General features: G+C 41.1%; 14 protein-coding genes and 1 pseudogene. 10 read left to right on the top strand and 5 right to left on the bottom strand.

The window, feature by feature from the left end; all coding sequences use genetic code 11:
- Window positions 1-119: 119 nt before the first annotated feature.
- The 5 genes and pseudogenes from MUO14_RS06745 to MUO14_RS06725 all read left to right on the top strand — a co-directional run bounded on the left by MUO14_RS06745 (window position 120) and on the right by MUO14_RS06725 (window position 5,437).
- Window positions 120-1,940, top strand: coding sequence for a sigma-54-dependent Fis family transcriptional regulator (locus MUO14_RS06745; RefSeq protein ID WP_244754483.1), 1,821 nt, complete (start codon window positions 120-122; stop codon window positions 1,938-1,940).
- Between the two features lie 135 nt (window positions 1,941-2,075).
- Window positions 2,076-3,272, top strand: coding sequence for an iron-containing alcohol dehydrogenase (locus tag MUO14_RS06740; RefSeq protein WP_244754482.1), 1,197 nt, complete (start codon window positions 2,076-2,078; stop codon window positions 3,270-3,272).
- Window positions 3,273-3,276: 4 nt separating this feature from the next.
- Window positions 3,277-3,432: pseudogene (locus MUO14_RS06735) on the top strand (GntP family permease); the annotation flags it as partial.
- A 22-nt stretch (window positions 3,433-3,454) separates the two neighbouring features.
- On the top strand, window positions 3,455-4,915 hold the full coding sequence (locus MUO14_RS06730) for a CoA-acylating methylmalonate-semialdehyde dehydrogenase (protein WP_244754481.1): 1,461 nt from the start codon (window positions 3,455-3,457) through the stop codon (window positions 4,913-4,915).
- Window positions 4,916-5,215: 300 nt separating this feature from the next.
- Window positions 5,216-5,437, top strand: a complete 222-nt coding sequence (locus MUO14_RS06725; protein ID WP_244754480.1) for a YczF family membrane protein — start codon at window positions 5,216-5,218, stop codon at window positions 5,435-5,437.
- Here MUO14_RS06725 and MUO14_RS06720 read toward each other — a convergent pair.
- The 3 genes from MUO14_RS06720 to MUO14_RS06710 are packed head-to-tail and all read right to left on the bottom strand — an operon-like array spanning window position 5,434 to window position 9,338.
- Complete coding sequence (locus MUO14_RS06720; RefSeq protein WP_244754479.1) at window positions 5,434-6,528, bottom strand: GerAB/ArcD/ProY family transporter; 1,095 nt, start codon at window positions 6,526-6,528, stop codon at window positions 5,434-5,436. The genes MUO14_RS06725 and MUO14_RS06720 overlap by 4 nt on opposite strands.
- A 15-nt stretch (window positions 6,529-6,543) precedes the next feature.
- Window positions 6,544-7,749: a Ger(x)C family spore germination protein gene (locus MUO14_RS06715; RefSeq protein WP_244754478.1), complete on the bottom strand. Its 1,206-nt coding sequence runs from the start codon at window positions 7,747-7,749 to the stop codon at window positions 6,544-6,546.
- 26 nt (window positions 7,750-7,775) lie between these two features.
- Entirely contained in the window at window positions 7,776-9,338 is a 1,563-nt protein-coding gene (locus tag MUO14_RS06710) for a spore germination protein (protein WP_244754477.1), read from the bottom strand.
- A 389-nt stretch (window positions 9,339-9,727) separates the two neighbouring features.
- On the opposite strand from MUO14_RS06710, the gene MUO14_RS06705 reads away from it, so the two are divergent.
- The 4 genes from MUO14_RS06705 to MUO14_RS06690 all read left to right on the top strand — a co-directional run bounded on the left by MUO14_RS06705 (window position 9,728) and on the right by MUO14_RS06690 (window position 14,687).
- Entirely contained in the window at window positions 9,728-10,645 is a 918-nt protein-coding gene (locus tag MUO14_RS06705; protein WP_304654216.1) for a proline dehydrogenase family protein, read from the top strand.
- Between the two features lie 30 nt (window positions 10,646-10,675).
- Window positions 10,676-12,223, top strand: coding sequence for an L-glutamate gamma-semialdehyde dehydrogenase (gene pruA / locus MUO14_RS06700; protein WP_244754476.1), 1,548 nt, complete (start codon window positions 10,676-10,678; stop codon window positions 12,221-12,223).
- 299 nt (window positions 12,224-12,522) lie between these two features.
- Window positions 12,523-13,785 carry a PucR family transcriptional regulator gene (locus MUO14_RS06695; protein WP_244754475.1) on the top strand — a complete coding sequence of 421 codons (1,263 nt, stop codon included), beginning with the start codon at window positions 12,523-12,525 and terminating at the stop codon, window positions 13,783-13,785.
- A gap of 440 nt (window positions 13,786-14,225) precedes the next feature.
- Entirely contained in the window at window positions 14,226-14,687 is a 462-nt protein-coding gene (locus MUO14_RS06690) for a hypothetical protein (RefSeq protein ID WP_244754474.1), read from the top strand.
- Here the strand turns inward: MUO14_RS06690 and MUO14_RS06685 are convergent.
- Window positions 14,675-14,896 (bottom strand): hypothetical protein, encoded by a 222-nt coding sequence (locus MUO14_RS06685; protein ID WP_244754473.1) that lies wholly within the window; start codon window positions 14,894-14,896, stop codon window positions 14,675-14,677. The genes MUO14_RS06690 and MUO14_RS06685 overlap by 13 nt on opposite strands.
- A gap of 131 nt (window positions 14,897-15,027) precedes the next feature.
- Window positions 15,028-15,333, bottom strand: coding sequence for a PTS sugar transporter subunit IIA (locus MUO14_RS06680; RefSeq protein ID WP_449768901.1), 306 nt, complete (start codon window positions 15,331-15,333; stop codon window positions 15,028-15,030).
- A gap of 695 nt (window positions 15,334-16,028) precedes the next feature.
- Here MUO14_RS06680 and MUO14_RS06675 point away from each other — a divergent pair.
- Window positions 16,029-17,198, top strand: coding sequence for an acyl-CoA dehydrogenase family protein (locus tag MUO14_RS06675; RefSeq protein WP_244754471.1), 1,170 nt, complete (start codon window positions 16,029-16,031; stop codon window positions 17,196-17,198).
- Window positions 17,199-17,253 lie beyond the last annotated feature (55 nt).

Here is a 17,253-nt window from a genome sequence, read left to right as displayed (position 1 = left end):
TTGACCTCCATGGAGCCTGCAGGCTATTACCGTAAGAACTTTGCCCACTACCTTGCAAGGGATATGATATTGTGCTTATGAAAACAAAGAATAATTAACCTCATTGAGGGGGGAGATTGATGATTCAGGATTTCGTTCAAAGTTCAGAACATGAGCTTGAGAAGGAAGAGCTGTTGAAAGTCGAGAGATGGATGATACCGGATCACTGCTCTATTCCAAAAGATAAATCGTTACGAGAAGCGGCGGAAATGATCGAACATCTAAACGTAGAATGTCTGCCGGTGGTTGATGGGAATAAGCATCCTATTGGAATGGTCACATTACCAATACTGCTGAACCGTTTTATTTACGGCCATGCAGAAGAGTCAGTAGCAGATTGCTGCACAAAAAAGAATCATTCTGTTGTTCATTCAAATGTCTCACTTTTGGAAATATCAGCTATGACTTCAGCTCATTTCTCTATCGTTGACGAGCAAGAACGTTTAATAGGTGTGCTATCAAGAAAGGAAATTTTGAAAGGGTTTTCGTTATACATTCGAGAGCTTAATCAGATGGAACATACAGCAGAAATTTTAAATGGCATTTTGGAAAGTGCCTATGAAGGTGTGGCTGTAGTGGATGAAGATGGAATTTTACGGGAGTTTAATGAAGCGTATAGCCGTTTTACAGGGATTGCAGCAAAAGATGCCATTGGACGGCATGTTAATGAAGTAATTGATAACACTAGATTACCTTATACAGTGCAAACTGGTATGCCTGAACGAGGAGTTGTCCAATATATCCAAGGTCAGGCCATGATTGTCCACCGCATTCCCATATGGAAGAACGAGAAAGTTGTTGGCGCTATCGGTATGTTGATTTTTGAGGGTGTCACAGAAGTGTATCGTATTTATGAAAAGCTCCAGGAAAATTCGCTTCATAAGCAACCAAAACCTTTTCCATCCCAAGCCAAATTAAAGGAAAGCCGTTCCATGACACTTGATCAGATTATTGGCAATAGCGAAAGTACGGCTCATATCAAGCGCTTAGCCAGAAAGGTTGCCAAATCGGAGGCTACCGTTTTAATTACTGGTGAAAGTGGGACGGGAAAGGAGATGTACGCCAAGGGCATTCATCATCTCAGTCCTTTTTCATCCGGTCCGTTTATCAGTTTGAATTGTGGGGCGATTCCTGAACATTTATTTGAATCAGAGTTATTTGGTTATGAAGAAGGGGCTTTTACCGGGGCGAAAAAAGGTGGAAAGCTTGGTAAATTCGAATTAGCTCAACATGGCACATTGTTTTTGGATGAAATTGGCGAAATGCCGCTTATGATGCAAACCAAATTATTGCGAGTTCTTCAGGAGAAAGAGGTGGAACGTGTCGGTGGCAATCAACCATACGAAATTGAGACAAGAATCATTGCAGCTACCAATCGGAATTTAAAAGATATGATCGAAGCAGGAGAATTTCGTGAGGATCTCTATTATCGAATAAATGTTATCGAGATCCCTCTGTCCCCTCTTCGTGAGCGGACAGAGGACATCCCCCAATTGGTCTCCTATTATTTACATGCCATCTGCAACAAGTATCAAATGTCAGTGAAAGTTTTCACCTCAGAGGCGATGGCTGTCTTCCTGCATTATCATTGGCCTGGTAATATAAGAGAGCTTATGAATACACTTGAAAAGCTTGCTGTTTTGGTTGATGGGAATACCATTAACAGTCATCACTTACCGGATTATATGATAGATAAAGAGACTTTCAGAAAGGAAGAATCCAATGAAATTACAACTCTGATGAAGCAAGCCAAAAGTCTCGAAAATGAAAAAGAGAGAGAGATTATTCGAACAGTATTAAGGAAAACAGGTGGAAATAAATCAAAGGCAGCGAAACAATTGGGGATTCATCGGACCACTTTATATCAAAAATTGAAAAAGTATGATCTAAACGAACTGTAGTGTAGTTGATCCGCTATAAAATGTAGGTAAAATACTACACAAATAATTCTTAAGTGTCAGTATAATCAGTCATTTAACTTGGCGCGTTTCTTGCATTTGATATAGGTGAATTTATAAAAAAGGAGTGTCAGTTAAATGGACAACTATGCTGTCCTTCGTATGCCGCGGATGATTACCTATGGACGCCATGCACTTGAGAAGGTTGGTAAGGAAGCAGCTGCAAGAGGGAAGAAGGCGCTTATTATCAGCGATAAAGTGATGGATGCTCTGGATTATGTAAGTGAAGGGCGGGACTATCTTACAAAAGCCGGAGTTGAAAGTGTCGTTTATTTAGGGGTTGAGTCCGAGCCAACAGATACCTATGTTGAGGAGGCTCTAGAATTATTTAAAAAGGAAAACTGTGATCTTGTGATATCGCTTGGAGGCGGAAGCTGTATTGATACGGCGAAGGCCATTGTTGTACTCGCTACGAACGGTGGTTATATCGGGGATTACATGGGCGAGAAGAAAGTGGCCGAGGTCGCACCGATCCCACATATCGCCATTCCAACGACAGCCGGAACCGGCTCAGAGGCAACAGATGCGACAATCATCACAAACACTTCCAATGATGTAAAAATGATGATTAAACAACCGGCATTTATGCCGGATGCTGCAATTGTTGATCCCATGTTGACACTGTCTTCACCACAGCACGTAACAGCAGCTACAGGAGTTGATGCACTTAGTCATGCAGTAGAAGGTTATATTTCTAAGCGTTCTCATCCGATGACAGATATGCTAGCGCTCTCAGCGATGAAGCTGATTGTAGAAAATATCCAAGCAGCATATGAGAATGGGGATAATCTTGACGCAAGAGAAGCCATGTCACTAGGGTCTTTACAAGCTGGTATTGCCTTTTCGAATTCGTCCGTATGCTTAGTGCATGGGATGTCTAGACCAATTGGAGCGCTATTTCACGTTCCTCACGGATATTCGAATGCGATGCTATTGCCAGCCGTTTTAGAGTTTAGTAAAGAACACGCTATTAAAAGGTTGGCTGATTTAGGAAGATTTTTCTCAGCTGAAGCTGAACAGTATTCCGAGAAAGAAGCTGCCGATTTAGCTGTTTCTTCTGTAAAAAATCTATGTTTACAGTTGAATATCCCGAATTTAAGTGGATGGGGTATTGATAAGCAAGCATTTGAAAGCGCTGCTGGGAAAATGGCATCAGATGCATTAGCAAGTGGCAGCCCAGCAAACAATCCAAGAGTACCGATACAGTCAGAAATCGAGGAACTCTATAAAGTCTGTTATGAGTATAAGTTTTCAACAGAAAGTACAGTAGGCTAAGAGGATTGATTCACTTCCACGTAATGGCTACGTTGTTACGACAGTTCGCGCTATTTGTGGAGAATCGCATAAAAGAGCCTATAAACCTATTTTTGTGGTAAGCGTCGTTGTGCCTTTAGTTATTATGTTCTTAGCAGTATTCTTATATTCTATTTTATAATCTATTTTAGGGGGAATTTGATATGACTCAAACAAAAGTAAAAACACTTCAGAACTATGTTGGTGGAGAATGGATAGACGCTAAATCAGACGAAACTGAAGCAGTATATAACCCGGCAACAGGTGAGGTTATAGCCCATGTCCCTATTTCATCACAAGAAGATGTAGACCATGCCGTTAAAGTAGCGGACGAAGCTTTTAAAGAGTGGAAGGAAGTACCTGTCCCCAAACGTGCACGTATTCTATTTAAGTATCAGCAATTACTTGTGGATCACTGGGATGAGCTTGCAGAAATCGTAACCATTGAAAATGGGAAAAACTTTAAAGAGGCACAGGGTGAAGTATTACGTGGCATTGAAAATGTTGAATTTGCATCTGGTGCTCCATCACTCATGATGGGTGAACAATTACCTTCCATTTCAAATGGCCTTGACTCAGGTGTCTACCGTTATCCAATCGGGGTTATTGGTGGAATCACACCATTTAATTTCCCAATGATGGTTCCCGCTTGGATGTTCCCAATGGCTATCGTGACAGGAAATACATTCATACTAAAACCGTCCGAGCGTACACCATTACTTGCTAATCGCTTAGCAGAATTACTTGAAGAAGCTGGATTACCTAAAGGTGTATTTAATATCGTACACGGGGCACATGATGTGGTAAATGGCTTATTAGACCATAAAAATGTGGCGGCCATTTCTTTCGTAGGTTCTCAGCCTGTTGCTGAATACGTATACAAACGCGGTACTGAAAATCTTAAACGTGTCCAAGCACTTGCTGGAGCTAAGAACCATTCCATTGTATTAAAAGATGCGAACCTTGATAATGCGACAACACAAATTCTTAATGCCGCCTTCGGTTCCGCCGGCGAACGGTGTATGGCCGCTTCTGTTGTGGCCGTCGAAGACTCCGTTGCCGATGAATTCATTGAATTGCTGACGGAAAAAGTAAACGAAGTGAAGATTGGGAACGGACTAGATGAAGGGGTATTCCTCGGACCAGTTATCCGTGATACCCATAAAGAGCGTACCCTTCAATATATTGAAACAGGGGAAAAAGAGGGCGCGAAACTTGTTCGTGATGGGCGTAACGATGAAGATGCTCAAAAAGAGGGCTATTTCGTCGGACCGACTATTTTTGACAAAGTTACAACGGAAATGAAAATTTGGCAGGATGAAATCTTCGCACCGGTTCTCTCGATTGCACGAGTGAAAGATCTTCACGATGCTGTTGAACTAACCAATACGTCACGTTTTGCCAATGGTGCTTGTCTCTTTACAAATGACGGCGGAAGTGTACGCCAATTTCGCGAAACCATTGATGCAGGGATGTTAGGTGTAAATATTGGTGTACCAGCTCCTATGGCATTCTTCCCATTCTCTGGCTGGAAAGATTCCTTCTATGGTGATCTTCATGCCAATGGAAAAGACGGACTTGAATTCTATACACGTAAGAAGGTTCTTACGACTTGCTGGGTGTAAGGGGAAACTTAGAGACGGATTCCGTGCTTTACTGTACGGGTCCGTCTTTTTTTAAAAAGGATGTGGTGACCATGAACCAAGAAGTTAGTGAGAAACTTAAAAAAAGTAACTATTTGGTTGACCTGAGAAAGTCTTTAGTCAAGCATGAACGTTAACAAAAGCCTTATGGACAGTGGTTTATTCTTCATCTAGTAGTAGATCACCATATAGGCACCAATTAAAGATTCAATTATAATGACTTATAATCTGAATAAGATTCTTCCTTAAGACAGATGATAACCAAAAATGTGGGTGTTTGGCATGAAAGTTCTTTTAATCTTTCTATTTACGCTTCTCGGCATGATATCGATTCATTATGGAATGGATTTATTGATGGGCTTTGATAGAAGTATCGCTATAATCAATTTGTTTAATCCTTTTTGGGTAATGACACCTTTCGGTTATTTGCTTATCACTGTTTTATTCTTAAGTTTCTTTTTCAGCCTGATCATTTCTTTTATTAGAAAAAAGTCAAAAGGTTAACGGGTCTTAAAGTGTCTCCGGATCAACGCAATAACGAGAAGAAGCAACGGGATTCCCGTCTGCAACGGAAGGCTGACATAATAAGTGGTGGCTTTGAGGCCCTCTTTAATATGACCAGCATAATTATTGGCCACCGTCATCGATGAAAGTAAAATGACAATACTAAAAGGTAGAACTAGCCTAGTAAATGTCGATACACGAAATATTTCTGTCGCACTTATAAGTGCAGCGTAAAAAAAGACGGCGATCTTAAAAAAACCACCAATGATGAGGGTCAATACGACAACGACATCTAGTCGCTGAAAGAATCCGGTCATATTAACCAGCCCGATGGACGATAGCAAAGGAAAGGTTGAACGAGTGGCTACGTAAACACCTAGAACGGCAATGTCCATGGCCACGACCCACATTAATAGGATTCCGCTGAAACTCATTGCTGACCAGCCTACCCTGATGCCTAGTTTGGGACGGTTTAAATAAGGTAGTAATACAGTGAACGCGATCATTTCTCCAAAAGGAAATGTATAGGTGACTGGCCACGTAGTTAATACAGGTTTCCAGCCATTTTCCAAGACGGGAAGGAGTTGTTTGACCTCGAGCATTCCGGAAACAAATACCATAATGGTCCCGACAATTCCTACGAACATTAAGACAAAAAAGAAAATCTCACCCGTTCTAGCGAGCACCTCGATTCCGTGACGCAGAACAAAAGCAACAGCTAGAATCATGATGGCATTGATCACAAACATCGGCGTATAGATATAAGTGGAAGCAGTCAACAGTTCACCAAAATCACGCAGGTCTCTTGCTGCAACATATAGAAAGTAAAAGAGGTATAATATTCCGACAATACTCCCTATATATTTCCCAAGTATTTCCTTTGTATACTCCGTTAAGGGTTGGTCGGGGTAGAAACGGTAAAGCGTATAATAGGCGAGAAAAAGAATCATACCCGTGATTAAGCCGAGCAAAACGGCTAACCAAGCATCCTTTTCGGCCCCAAGCCCCGGCCCGATCACGATAGCAGTGCCAAGTTCAAATAGAAACATTAATATAAACAATTGTCCTCCGCTGATTTTAGCCTTTTCCATGCCTTCCCCCCTTTTTTAGTTTCCCTGCAAAATTAAAGGTTGTTTTCGTAGCCCTGTACCACGGATGAAAAACTCGACATTTATTTGGACATCCATGTCAGCAAACGTTTCGTCCCACTGTTTCTTCATTTGTTTCCAGGCTTTCGGATTAGCACGATTGATTGCTTCACCAAAACCAAAGACGTCGTTTTTCTGTTCCTGTGCGATCTTCACAGCTGTGGTTATTTCTTGTTCAATTTGTGACTCGAATGTGTTATTGAGTTGGAAGATAAGCTTAGGATTGGTAAGGTCAATCGGACACGTGATTTCTTCCAAATGGCCTTCCCCACGGATCGCTACTGTTATCTCAGGTTTGCCTTGCTTCACTGTTGCCTTTATTTTTGTATTGGAACGAAGGACTTCAATCGCCATGGTTCCGTCATTCTTCTTACATTTTGATGACAGTACTGTTTTTTTGATTTTATTTTGAATCCATGCCACACCGCGGGCTTCTTTATCATCTAGCCAGCCTTTCAGTTTTCCATCTTTGAAGAGGGCTAATCCGTTAATCTTAACAAGGGTGGTCGGTACGGCTTGTTTAGTGTTTGCTGACGTCTGTCCCTCCGTCAAATTTCCAACGAGAGAAATCCCACCTAATGAAAGTCCCTTGCTTTTACTGGATAACGTTTGAACCACATCATTGATGTTCCGCTGAGGTGTTTCTCCCCATACTCTTTCTGTTTTTTGCACAGTCTCTTGAATTTTCATGGCGGGTATTCTTTCCAAGGGACTAAGAATACTTAAAATTGGAAGGGCTTGTCCCTCCCTTGCAACAAGCACAAGGGCTGTCGAGCGAAAGTCGTAATATCTTTCGGAGAAATCCAAAATCATGGGGAGTCCGCCTTCCGTTGCTAAATCCTCTCCGATGATAAGAACCACAGTGTGCGAAAAACTAAGTAGACGTGGCACTTTTTTTGATATTTTGCGTACAGTTTCAAATATGGTCCTCCCTGTTTCACTATAGGTAGTAACAGCTGTGCCTCGACCTTGTCCCGTTTCTCCACCGGCTACTTGTCCTGGATTCACAATCTGGAATGAAACACGGTATAAATTGTCCTCCTCCGTCTTATCGATCCCCATTCCCATAACCAATGCAATGTCCCCTGATTCCCGATGATCCCAACAGGCTGTTAACAGAATCATTCCCGATAAAAGCCATAACAGCAAAATCATATGTTTCATTATCTCATCACCACTCTATTCCTTTCCTAAGCAGAGTTGTCTGTGTCTGGCGGGGTTGGTTTTTGACTTTTATCTTGCCGTTTAAGATTCTGTTGGTTGATCAGTTTGGGCCTGAGAAGCAAGGACCATAACGGCTGACGCACAAGAGTATCTTTAATATCTGACCAAACAAACGGTGCAAAAGGACTTAGATAAGGGATTCCAAAAGAGCGCAAGCTGCTCAAGTGGGCTACAAGAATAAATAATGCCATTGCCACACCATAGAGACCTAAGCTTCCTGCTAGGATCATCATTAAAAAGCGCAGTAGTCGCGCAGGAACACCAATAGTATAGGAAGGGAACGCAAAGCTTGCGATCCCTGTAAGCGAGACAACAATAACCGTTGCTGCAGAAACAATTCCAGCTTGGACGGCGGCTTGGCCAAGTACAAGTCCACCAACAATGGAAACAGCTTGACCAACGGCACGCGGCATACGGACACCAGCTTCACGTAAAATCTCGAAGGTGATTTCCATCAGCATGACCTCGACAAAAAGAGGAAAGGGAACGCCTTCATTTTGGGCAGCCAAGCTGATTAATAGACGTGTCGGAATCATTTGCGGATGGAAAGTTGTTAAGGCTATATAAAGTGCTGGCGTGAGTAAGGTAATAATATAGGTGGATAGTCTTAACAATCGTAAAAATGAACCAATAAAAAACTGTTGATAATAATCGGCAGGAGATTGAAAAAACTGAATAAATAAAGCTGGTATAACTAACACAAAAGGCGTGCCATCTACCAGGATAGCTATCCTTCCCTCAAGTAAATTACCTACAATAGCATCTGGTCGTTCTGTATTATAGATGGTTGGAAAAGGGGAATAGGGATGGTCCTGAATAAGCTGTTCGATATAACCAGACTCAAGAATTCCATCGATATCAATTCTGCCTAAACGCTTTTTTGTCTCTTTAAGCACCTTCTCATTAGCCACACCTTTTATGTACATAAGAGCGACATCCGTTTGGGTGGTACTTCCAATTTGCATCGTCTCAAGCCATAAATTCGGGGTTTTAATTCGTCGTCGAATCAAGGCTGCATTTGTCCCGATCGATTCAGTAAATGCTTCTTTTGGCCCTCGAATGACGAGTTGGGAAGTAGGTTCTGACACCTGTCGAGTTTCTCCGCCTTTTGTATTGCCAGTGAGGATCTTCGCACAACCATCAACCAAAATTGCCGTATGCCCCGATAAAATGGCCAGAATTAATGTGTTCCATTCTTGAATGACTTTAACTTCTCCAACCGAGATGGCGTGGGTGTTAATAAATTCAAAAACATTTTTCTGATTGATCGCTCCCTCCTCAGAGGACTCAACCTTTATCGACTCCAATACAAATTCATTAACGGTCTTTTCATCCACCAAGCCGTCCATGTAGATTGCCGCTGCATTTAGGCAAAGGTCATCACCTATCGTGAATTTGCGCACAATTAAATCACTACTATTGCCGAGTTCTTTTTTTATTTTTTTTAGATTATTCGCTAACTCATTGTCAAAGTGATCATTTCCTGTATCAGTTGTATTATTTTTATCACGCTTTCCTTCTGAGGTCATTGGATCTTCTCCCGTTCTAGTACTATGAACTTATTATTGACAGAGGCAGGAGGAATTTAAACATATTAGATAGTTATAGGTGTTATTAGCACATTTGGTGAGAAAAAATGTATCTTTTAATCAAGTGTGAGGGATGGCAAAATCGTAAGTGTTCGCTACGTGACGGATCATTGAAATTCTTATGTTTACTTGACCCCCTCAGTGGATAAACATGAAGTGAACCATTTGTGTAATAACCATAAAACCATGTAGGAAAGTTTGTGGTTGGAGCACGTTGTCTCCACCCGGACATAATCGTTATAATTTTCTTAACAGATGAAATTCAATACATTCCATCTGAAAACCACATGGTTACAGTTAATAGAAGAAGATAAAGGAGTGTGATGATCTTGGAAGCCATTAGTAAGAACTTTTTCTTATATCTTTCCAATAACAAGTTATTAGATCGCTTAGCTAAGCGTTTTGGAACGAGTTTTGGGGCTGACAAGATTGTAGGGGGAGAAACATTTTCTCAAGCAATTCCGTTGATTAAGCAGCTGAACCATGATGGGTTGCAAGTTACTGTTGACCACCTTGGGGAATTCGTTGAATCCGAGGCAGAATCGAGAAAGCGCTGTCAGGAAGGTGTTGAGACGATCCAGGCGATTGCTCATCATCAGCTGGATTCCGAGATGTCTTTAAAATTGACTTCACTTGGTCTTGATATTAGCAAGGAATTGGTCATGGAAAACATGGAACGAGTACTTGAGGAAGCTGCAAAATATGATATTACGGTGACCATTGATATGGAAGATTCTTCTAGATGTGAGCCGACCCTTGAGATTTACAAAGCATTAAAAGAAAAACATGCAAATTTGGGAACGGTGATCCAATCCTATCTTTATCGTTCCAATGATTATGTAGATGAGCTGCAGGCTTACGATCCTTATTTAAGACTTGTAAAAGGAGCCTATAAGGAATCGGGCAAGGTGGCTTTTGTTGATAAGCAAGAGGTTGATGCAAACTTGAAACGTCTCATCGAAAAGAATCTGTTGAACGGTCATTATACGGCCGTAGGGAGTCATGATGATGCTATGATTGATTTCACTAAAAAATTGGTGAGAGAACATGGAATTTCAAAAGATCAATTTGAGTTTCAAATGTTATATGGCATGAGAAATCAAACGCAATCAGAGCTGGTGAAGGAAGGGTATACTGTAAGAGTTTACCTTCCTTATGGCGAGGATTGGTACGGGTACTTTATGAGGCGTTTAGCTGAAAGACCTGCGAACATCGCCTTTGCTGTAAAAGGAATGTTCAAGAAATAATTTTTCAAAAATGGAGAGGGGAATTTTATTATGGTAACAGCTTACAAACACGAACCATTTACAGATTTTACTGTCGAGGAAAATAAAAAGGCTTTTGAAGAAGCGTTGAAGCAAGTGAAAGAGGAATTAGGTCAAAAACATGATTTACTTGTAAACGGGGAAAGAATTAGAACAGATGACCAAATTGTTTCCACGAACCCTGCCAATACAAAACAAGTCGTTGGTTCGGTATCAAAAGCGAATCAGGACATTGCTGAAAAAGCTGTTCAATCCGCTGCAGAAGCATTCAAAAGCTGGAAGAAGTGGGATCCAAGAGCACGCGCAGAATTACTTTTCCGTGCTGCCAGCATTATTAGAAGACGTAAGCATGAATTTTCCGCGTATTTAGTATATGAAGTAGGGAAACCGTGGAAGGAAGCGGATGCTGATACGGCAGAAGCCATTGACTTCCTAGAGTATTACGCTCGCCAAATGATCGAATTGAAAGACGGAAAGCCTGTTGAAAGCCGTCCAGGCGAACAAAACCGCTACATTTATACGTCTACAGGTGTGGCTGTAGTCATTCCACCTTGGAACTTGGCTTTTGCGATTATGGCAGGAACAGCCGTTGCACCGCTTGTAACAGGAAGCACAGTGGTGATGAAGCCTGCTAGTAACAGTCCTGTTATCGCAGCAAAATTCGTTGAGGTACTTGAAGAAGCTGGCCTTCCTAAAGGTGTCTTGAACTTTGTACCAGGAAGCGGCGGAGAAGTCGGTGACTATCTTGTCGATCATCCAAAAACAGCGCTGATTTCCTTCACAGGCTCACGTGATGTTGGAACTCGCATCATTAAACGTGCCGCTGAAATTCAAGAAGGTCAGAATCATCTGAAACAAGTAATCGCTGAAATGGGTGGTAAAGATACTGTCGTTGTTGATAGCAGTGCCAACCTAGAGACAGCTGCTGAAGCCATTATCGTGTCTGCCTTTGGTTTCTCCGGGCAAAAATGTTCTTCAGGTTCTCGTGCCGTCGTCCATGAAGATGTCTACGATGAGGTGCTCGACATGGTCGCGAAGCGTGCAAAAGAACTGACTGTTGGAAATGCTTCTGAGGACAATGTTTACATGGGTCCTGTCGTTGACCAAAGTGCTTATGATAAAATTATGAGCTATATCGAAATCGGTAAAGAAGAAGGACGTCTAGTAACAGGTGGTAAAGGTGATGATTCTAAAGGATATTTCATCGAACCGACTATCTTTGCTGACCTTGCTCCAGATTCCCGCATGCAGCAAGAGGAAATTTTTGGTCCAGTCGTCTGCTTCACTAAGGCAAAAGATTTTGACGAAGCAATTGAAATTGCCAATAACACAGAGTATGGCTTAACAGGGGCCGTGATTTCCGATAACCGCGAACACCTTGAACAAGCGAAATATGATTTCCACGTTGGTAACCTTTATTTCAACCGTAATTGCACAGGCGCCATTGTTGGATACCAGCCATTTGGTGGATTCAAAATGTCCGGTACTGATTCAAAAGCCGGCGGTCCAGATTACTTGGCCCTGCATATGCAAGCGAAGACAATCTCAGAAATGTATTAAGAGTTATTTCAGAAAGCTCTCCCATCACGGGGGAGCTTTTTTAACGTGTGAAAGTGATAAGCGCCGATAAAAGGAAGAATTGCGCCGGTAAAAGGGGAGAACGCGCCGATAAAAGAAAGGATTGCGCTGATAAAAGAGGAGTAAGCGTTGATAAATAGAGTAAGTGCCGGAAATATAAGCTAGTTAGAAGCAGTTAAACAAATGTTTTCCTTTCTCTTTCCTCGACAACTCGCTATAATAGTGTGTAATTAGGTGACCTATACAGTAAAAATAACCTGCTTGGAAAGGGAAGGGTTCATATGGAAGCAAGACAATTGATCCTCCAAGTAGAGGATATTCATAAAGCCACTGAACTGATCAGTTCGAAATTACGAAAGCCCGTCATTATAGAAAATAAAAATTTCGAATTAATTTCGTACAGTTCATCCATTGAGGAGTTTGATCAGACCCAGCAGAAGACTATTCTTTCAAAAAAGTGCCCGATCTTCATTATCGATCGGTTGAAGAAGGAAGGAATCGTGCAGCGGCTAGAAAGTCATCCTGATCCAATCCGTGTCCATCCTATCGAAGAATTAGGGTTTCATCAGCGTGTCGTGGTGGCTGCCCAGCACCTCGGCCATACAATGGGATATATTTGGGTTCAAGAATCTGACCATCTCCTAAAAGACGAGGAGCTCGGCTTCCTTGAGGAAATTACCCCACACCTAGGCAAACTGATCTATGATGTTTATGAAAGGATCAATGCCAAAGAAGGAAAGAGAGAAGAGTTGTTGTGGAAGCTTCTTCATCATGAGTACGGAAGCGAAAGTCAATTCCGTCATGACGCATCCCTAACCAAGCTTACCTTACCAGAGCGTTTTTCCGTTGTCGTTTTTTCTGTGACAACACCTCAATATAAATATATGCTCGATTATCTTGAGAAGACAGTTCACTACTCATCCAGTAAGAAACAAATTCATTACTTGAAAACAGAATTCCAAGTGATTTTAATCCTTTATGGTGAGCCAGGAGAAGAAGTATCTTCGCGTAATTTAGCCAGAGAAATAATTGAAAAGGTGAAAAGTGAAGCAGGAGAAGAGGAGTTTTACAACTTTTTGATCGGGGTAGGGAAAGAATATACAACTTTGTATCATATGAGAAAAAGTTTTCTCGAAGCCCTCGAAGTGATTGAAATAGCAAACTTCATAACCCCTAGACCTGAATCCATGCCTCGAGAGTTCACAAAACTAGGGATTTACCGTTATTTAGCTACACTGTATGAAAAAAACAGTTCAGAAGACTATTACAGTGATGATTTATTGACCCTCATCCAGAATGATACAGAAAAGCAGACTGATTTACTGCGGACCCTTGAAGTGTACTTGGCCAATAATGGCAAAGGTAAGCAGACAGCCAATCAATTATTCATCCACCCCAACACGTTAAATTACCGAATTAAAAAAATACAGGAACTCACGACGATTGATTTCCATGATTTCAATATGAAAACCTACTTATATACTGAATTGTTGCTACTTAATAATGTGGAGGCATATTATCAGCGTTATAGGGATGCCCTGTAACCTACCCCATTGAAGTAAAAACACAAAAGCGTCGTCAACGTTGTAGGAAGAAGGCTTGAGAGATATATAAGCTCAAGTAAAAAAATTAATTAAGCGTTTGACCAATTTGGGGTTTTATTACAATAGGGAACACTATTCGTCACAACATGAGAAGAGATACGGAATTATTCTCTGTAAGGTAATGGGGGGACACAAGCTAGACAACAAAATAAACGATCAATTTTAATGAACGTAGCGAATCACTTCTTGCTTGGAATATAGAAAATAGATTTGGAAAAGACGAACCAATAAGTTTGTTTTCATTCTGGAGTCTTGCAAAGAGAATCTTTGCAAGGCTATTTTTATAACACCCAATTAGATGTGGCTTCCGCTCTTGTACCTAAATTTAGGTTTTTGTGCATAGATTAGTCGTACAAGGCAACGAGGCGGGAGCGATTTTAGTGAGGAAGAAAAGTAAATTTAAGATGTTCGTAGCTTTAGCCTTTTTAATTGCAGTTATTATTCTGATTGGTGCACTTTTCCTACGTCAGACGCCAAGTCAACAAGCCAAAAAGACAGTGCAATCCTTCTATGAGTATGAGCAAGAAGCGCGGTTCGCGGAATCTTGGGGGCTGTTTCACCCATTAATGAAAGAAAAATTTACTAAGGGACATTACATTCAGGATCGCGCCCATGTATTTATGAATCACTTTGGTGTTACCACATTTTCTTACTCATTAAGTAACATGGAAAAAGTTGAAGGCTGGTCAATGACAAAGGATGCTGATTCCATAGGGGTTGTTTATGCCACGACCGTTGTTCAAACCTTTAAAGGAAAGTATGGTACATTCGATTTACACCAGGAAGTATTTGTGACTGAAGTGGAAGGGGACTGGCTGATCTTGTGGGATTATAACAAATGAATAGGTTCTATATCTGAATGATCTATAGCCAGTGGAACCACAGTAAAGGATATAAAAAGCTCCTTGACACACGTAATTTCAGTTTGTTTCCCAAGGCCAATAATACTTGACGTTAATCTATCCTTCTTCCATTTCTTTAAAAAACTAAATCCAGCGGGGTGAATATTCATTCTCTTATAAATAGAAAGCACATGGGCAATGTACTCCATGTGCTTCTACTGCTAACTAAAGAATTTGTGATAAATGATACAATCCCTTAGAAACCATACACTCCGCCTTTCACTATTAGTGTATATAATTGACACAAGTTAGTGGAGCCACTGATTTTTAATATCGTTTGTTAAAAAAGTTTTCTATGAATCTTAATGATTTCTTCCGCCAGATCTGTAATCGTCATTGCATTCATCAAGTGATCCTGTGCGTGAATGAACAATAAACTTATGTCTTTTTTTTCCCCTCTTGCTTCTGCTTGGATGACCTCTGTTTGAACTCGATGTGCTTCTCTTAGTTCTTTTCTTGCTTCACCTATACTTTCTTCAGCGGACCTGAAATGTGTTTCTCTTGCAGAGTGGATGGCTTCCATAGCGGAACTTCTGGCGTTTCCTCCATGTGAAATCAATTGGAAAATAATCTCTTCCGTGTTCACGATGACTCCCCCTGTCGAATGATTTGGTCTTATCATGACTTTGTTTTTCCTCTAGATGTTTTTAACGACCTTGAAAAGGAAAATAGAAAGATACGGTAACTAATACGACTTGTAAAATCGCCCCAGAGATACTTCCGGTAAGGATATAGCCTTGAAGGATAGAAGGCATTGTCCACGGCGGAATGACACCAATCGGCTTGGCAACTAACCCTATATCCAAAGCGACATAATTACGAAAACTCCTTGTGTTAGCATAAGGAAATAATCATTAATGGGCTTAAGCGATTTAGTTGTTTCATCTACTAGCTTTTGGCTACAAATAACACAGTTAGGATGCTAAGCTGATTCCCTGCCTCTAGAAAATGAATAAACTTGGCACAATCTAGTTAATCAAACTTTGTGAAAAATGCTCTTTTAGCTATATATATCAATTTTGATTGGGATTTATGAAAGAAATATAATATCCCTACTTAAGGGAACGAGCAATAGAAGACTCGAAAAAATAAGTGCGATTATGGACTTATTTTTCCGGTTATTCGACATAAAAATCTATACTTATGGGTTGTATTTTCTGAAATTTTAAAATAGTATAGAAACATAACATACTAACCAGTAGGTATGTGAAAATGGTTCAAACTATTTCAGCACAAAAAAGCTGATTCTGAAAAAATACTTAAAAGAATGGGGATCGTTTCATGCATTTACGTTTAACGGATGAACAACAAATGGTACAAAAAACGATACGAAAGTTTGTAGAAAAGGAATTAATGCCTCTAGAAAATGAAGTCTTGCGAAACGAGAGGGAAGGAAAGCCGAGTCTTCCTCCTGAGAAAATGAAGGAATTGCAACTAAAAGCAAAAGAGGCTGGTTTTTGGGGGATCAATACTCCGGAAGAATATGGTGGGGCTGATTTAGGACAGATGATGATGGCGATCGTCCTCATGGAAGTTGCCAAGACGTTCGTTCCATTTCAATTCGGGGGATCGGCTGATAATATTTTATACTATGGAAATGAGGAGCAAAAGGAAAACTACCTCATTCCAACGATCAACGGCGAGAAGAAATCTTGTTTTGCGATGACAGAACCTGATGCCGGCTCTGATACGAGGAATATCCGAATGACAGCTGTGAAAGACGGCGATGAATGGGTGTTAAATGGGGAGAAGACCTTTATTACCGGGGGCAATGAAGCGGACTTTGTCATGGTGATTGCGATCACGGATAAAGAGCTGCATCAGTCCTCTTCAGGTCGAAAAGGGGTGACCTGTTTCATTGCGGATCGATCCATGGGCTGGAAATCTGAATACATCGATACGATGGGAGAGTGGGGTCCTGCTGGGCTCGTCTTCGATAATGTTCGTGTGCCAGACGAGAATATATTAGGTGAAGTTAACGGTGGGTATGATCTGGGACTTGAGTGGATTGGATTTGCGCGATGGATAGTCGGTGCACGTGCTGTAGGGGCGTCTGAAAGATTATTGAACATGGCGATCGATTATGCGAATGAACGTAAAACATTTGGCAAACCGATTGCTGCTAGACAGGCGATCCAATGGCAAATTGCAGATTCTGCAGTGGAAATCGAAGCGGCCAAATGGCTTGTACTCAATGCAGCGTTTACCCTCGATCAAGGTGAAGATAACCGCCATGCTGCTTCGATGGCGAAATTATACGGTTCCAATATGGGGAATCGAGTTGTTGACCGTGTCCTTCAGATCCATGGGGGGATGGGCTACACAAGGGAATTGCCGATTGAACGTTGGTATCGTGAAGCAAGGTTGTGGAGAATTTATGATGGCACAGATGAAATCCAGCGTTTAATCATCTCAAGGAATCTATTAAAAGGACATGTAAAGCTAGGATAATATGTCAGCTAATTTTGTAGACTAGTGCATCTAATTAATACTGGAGGAATGACAT

It is taken from the genome of Halobacillus shinanisalinarum, from assembly GCF_022919835.1.
Lineage (GTDB): Bacteria > Bacillota > Bacilli > Bacillales > Halobacillaceae > Halobacillus_A > Halobacillus_A shinanisalinarum.
Note: the sequence above shows the minus strand (reverse complement) of the source record. Positions and strands in the feature narration are given on the sequence as shown.

Bases quoted from the DNA above. Each gene is read 5' to 3' on its own strand.
- MUO14_RS06745 (WP_244754483.1), top strand. From the start codon at position 120: ATGATTCAGGATTTCGTTCAAAGTTCAGAACATGAGCTTGAGAAGGAA.
- MUO14_RS06740 (WP_244754482.1), top strand. From the start codon at position 2,076: ATGGACAACTATGCTGTCCTTCGTATGCCGCGGATGATTACCTATGGA.
- MUO14_RS06730 (WP_244754481.1), top strand. From the start codon at position 3,455: ATGACTCAAACAAAAGTAAAAACACTTCAGAACTATGTTGGTGGAGAA.
- MUO14_RS06725 (WP_244754480.1), top strand. From the start codon at position 5,216: ATGAAAGTTCTTTTAATCTTTCTATTTACGCTTCTCGGCATGATATCG.
- MUO14_RS06720 (WP_244754479.1), bottom strand. From the start codon at position 6,528: ATGGAAAAGGCTAAAATCAGCGGAGGACAATTGTTTATATTAATGTTT.
- MUO14_RS06715 (WP_244754478.1), bottom strand. From the start codon at position 7,749: ATGAAACATATGATTTTGCTGTTATGGCTTTTATCGGGAATGATTCTG.
- MUO14_RS06710 (WP_244754477.1), bottom strand. From the start codon at position 9,338: ATGACCTCAGAAGGAAAGCGTGATAAAAATAATACAACTGATACAGGA.
- pruA (WP_244754476.1), top strand. From the start codon at position 10,676: ATGGTAACAGCTTACAAACACGAACCATTTACAGATTTTACTGTCGAG.
- MUO14_RS06695 (WP_244754475.1), top strand. From the start codon at position 12,523: ATGGAAGCAAGACAATTGATCCTCCAAGTAGAGGATATTCATAAAGCC.
- MUO14_RS06685 (WP_244754473.1), bottom strand. From the start codon at position 14,896: ATGGAGTACATTGCCCATGTGCTTTCTATTTATAAGAGAATGAATATT.
- MUO14_RS06675 (WP_244754471.1), top strand. From the start codon at position 16,029: ATGCATTTACGTTTAACGGATGAACAACAAATGGTACAAAAAACGATA.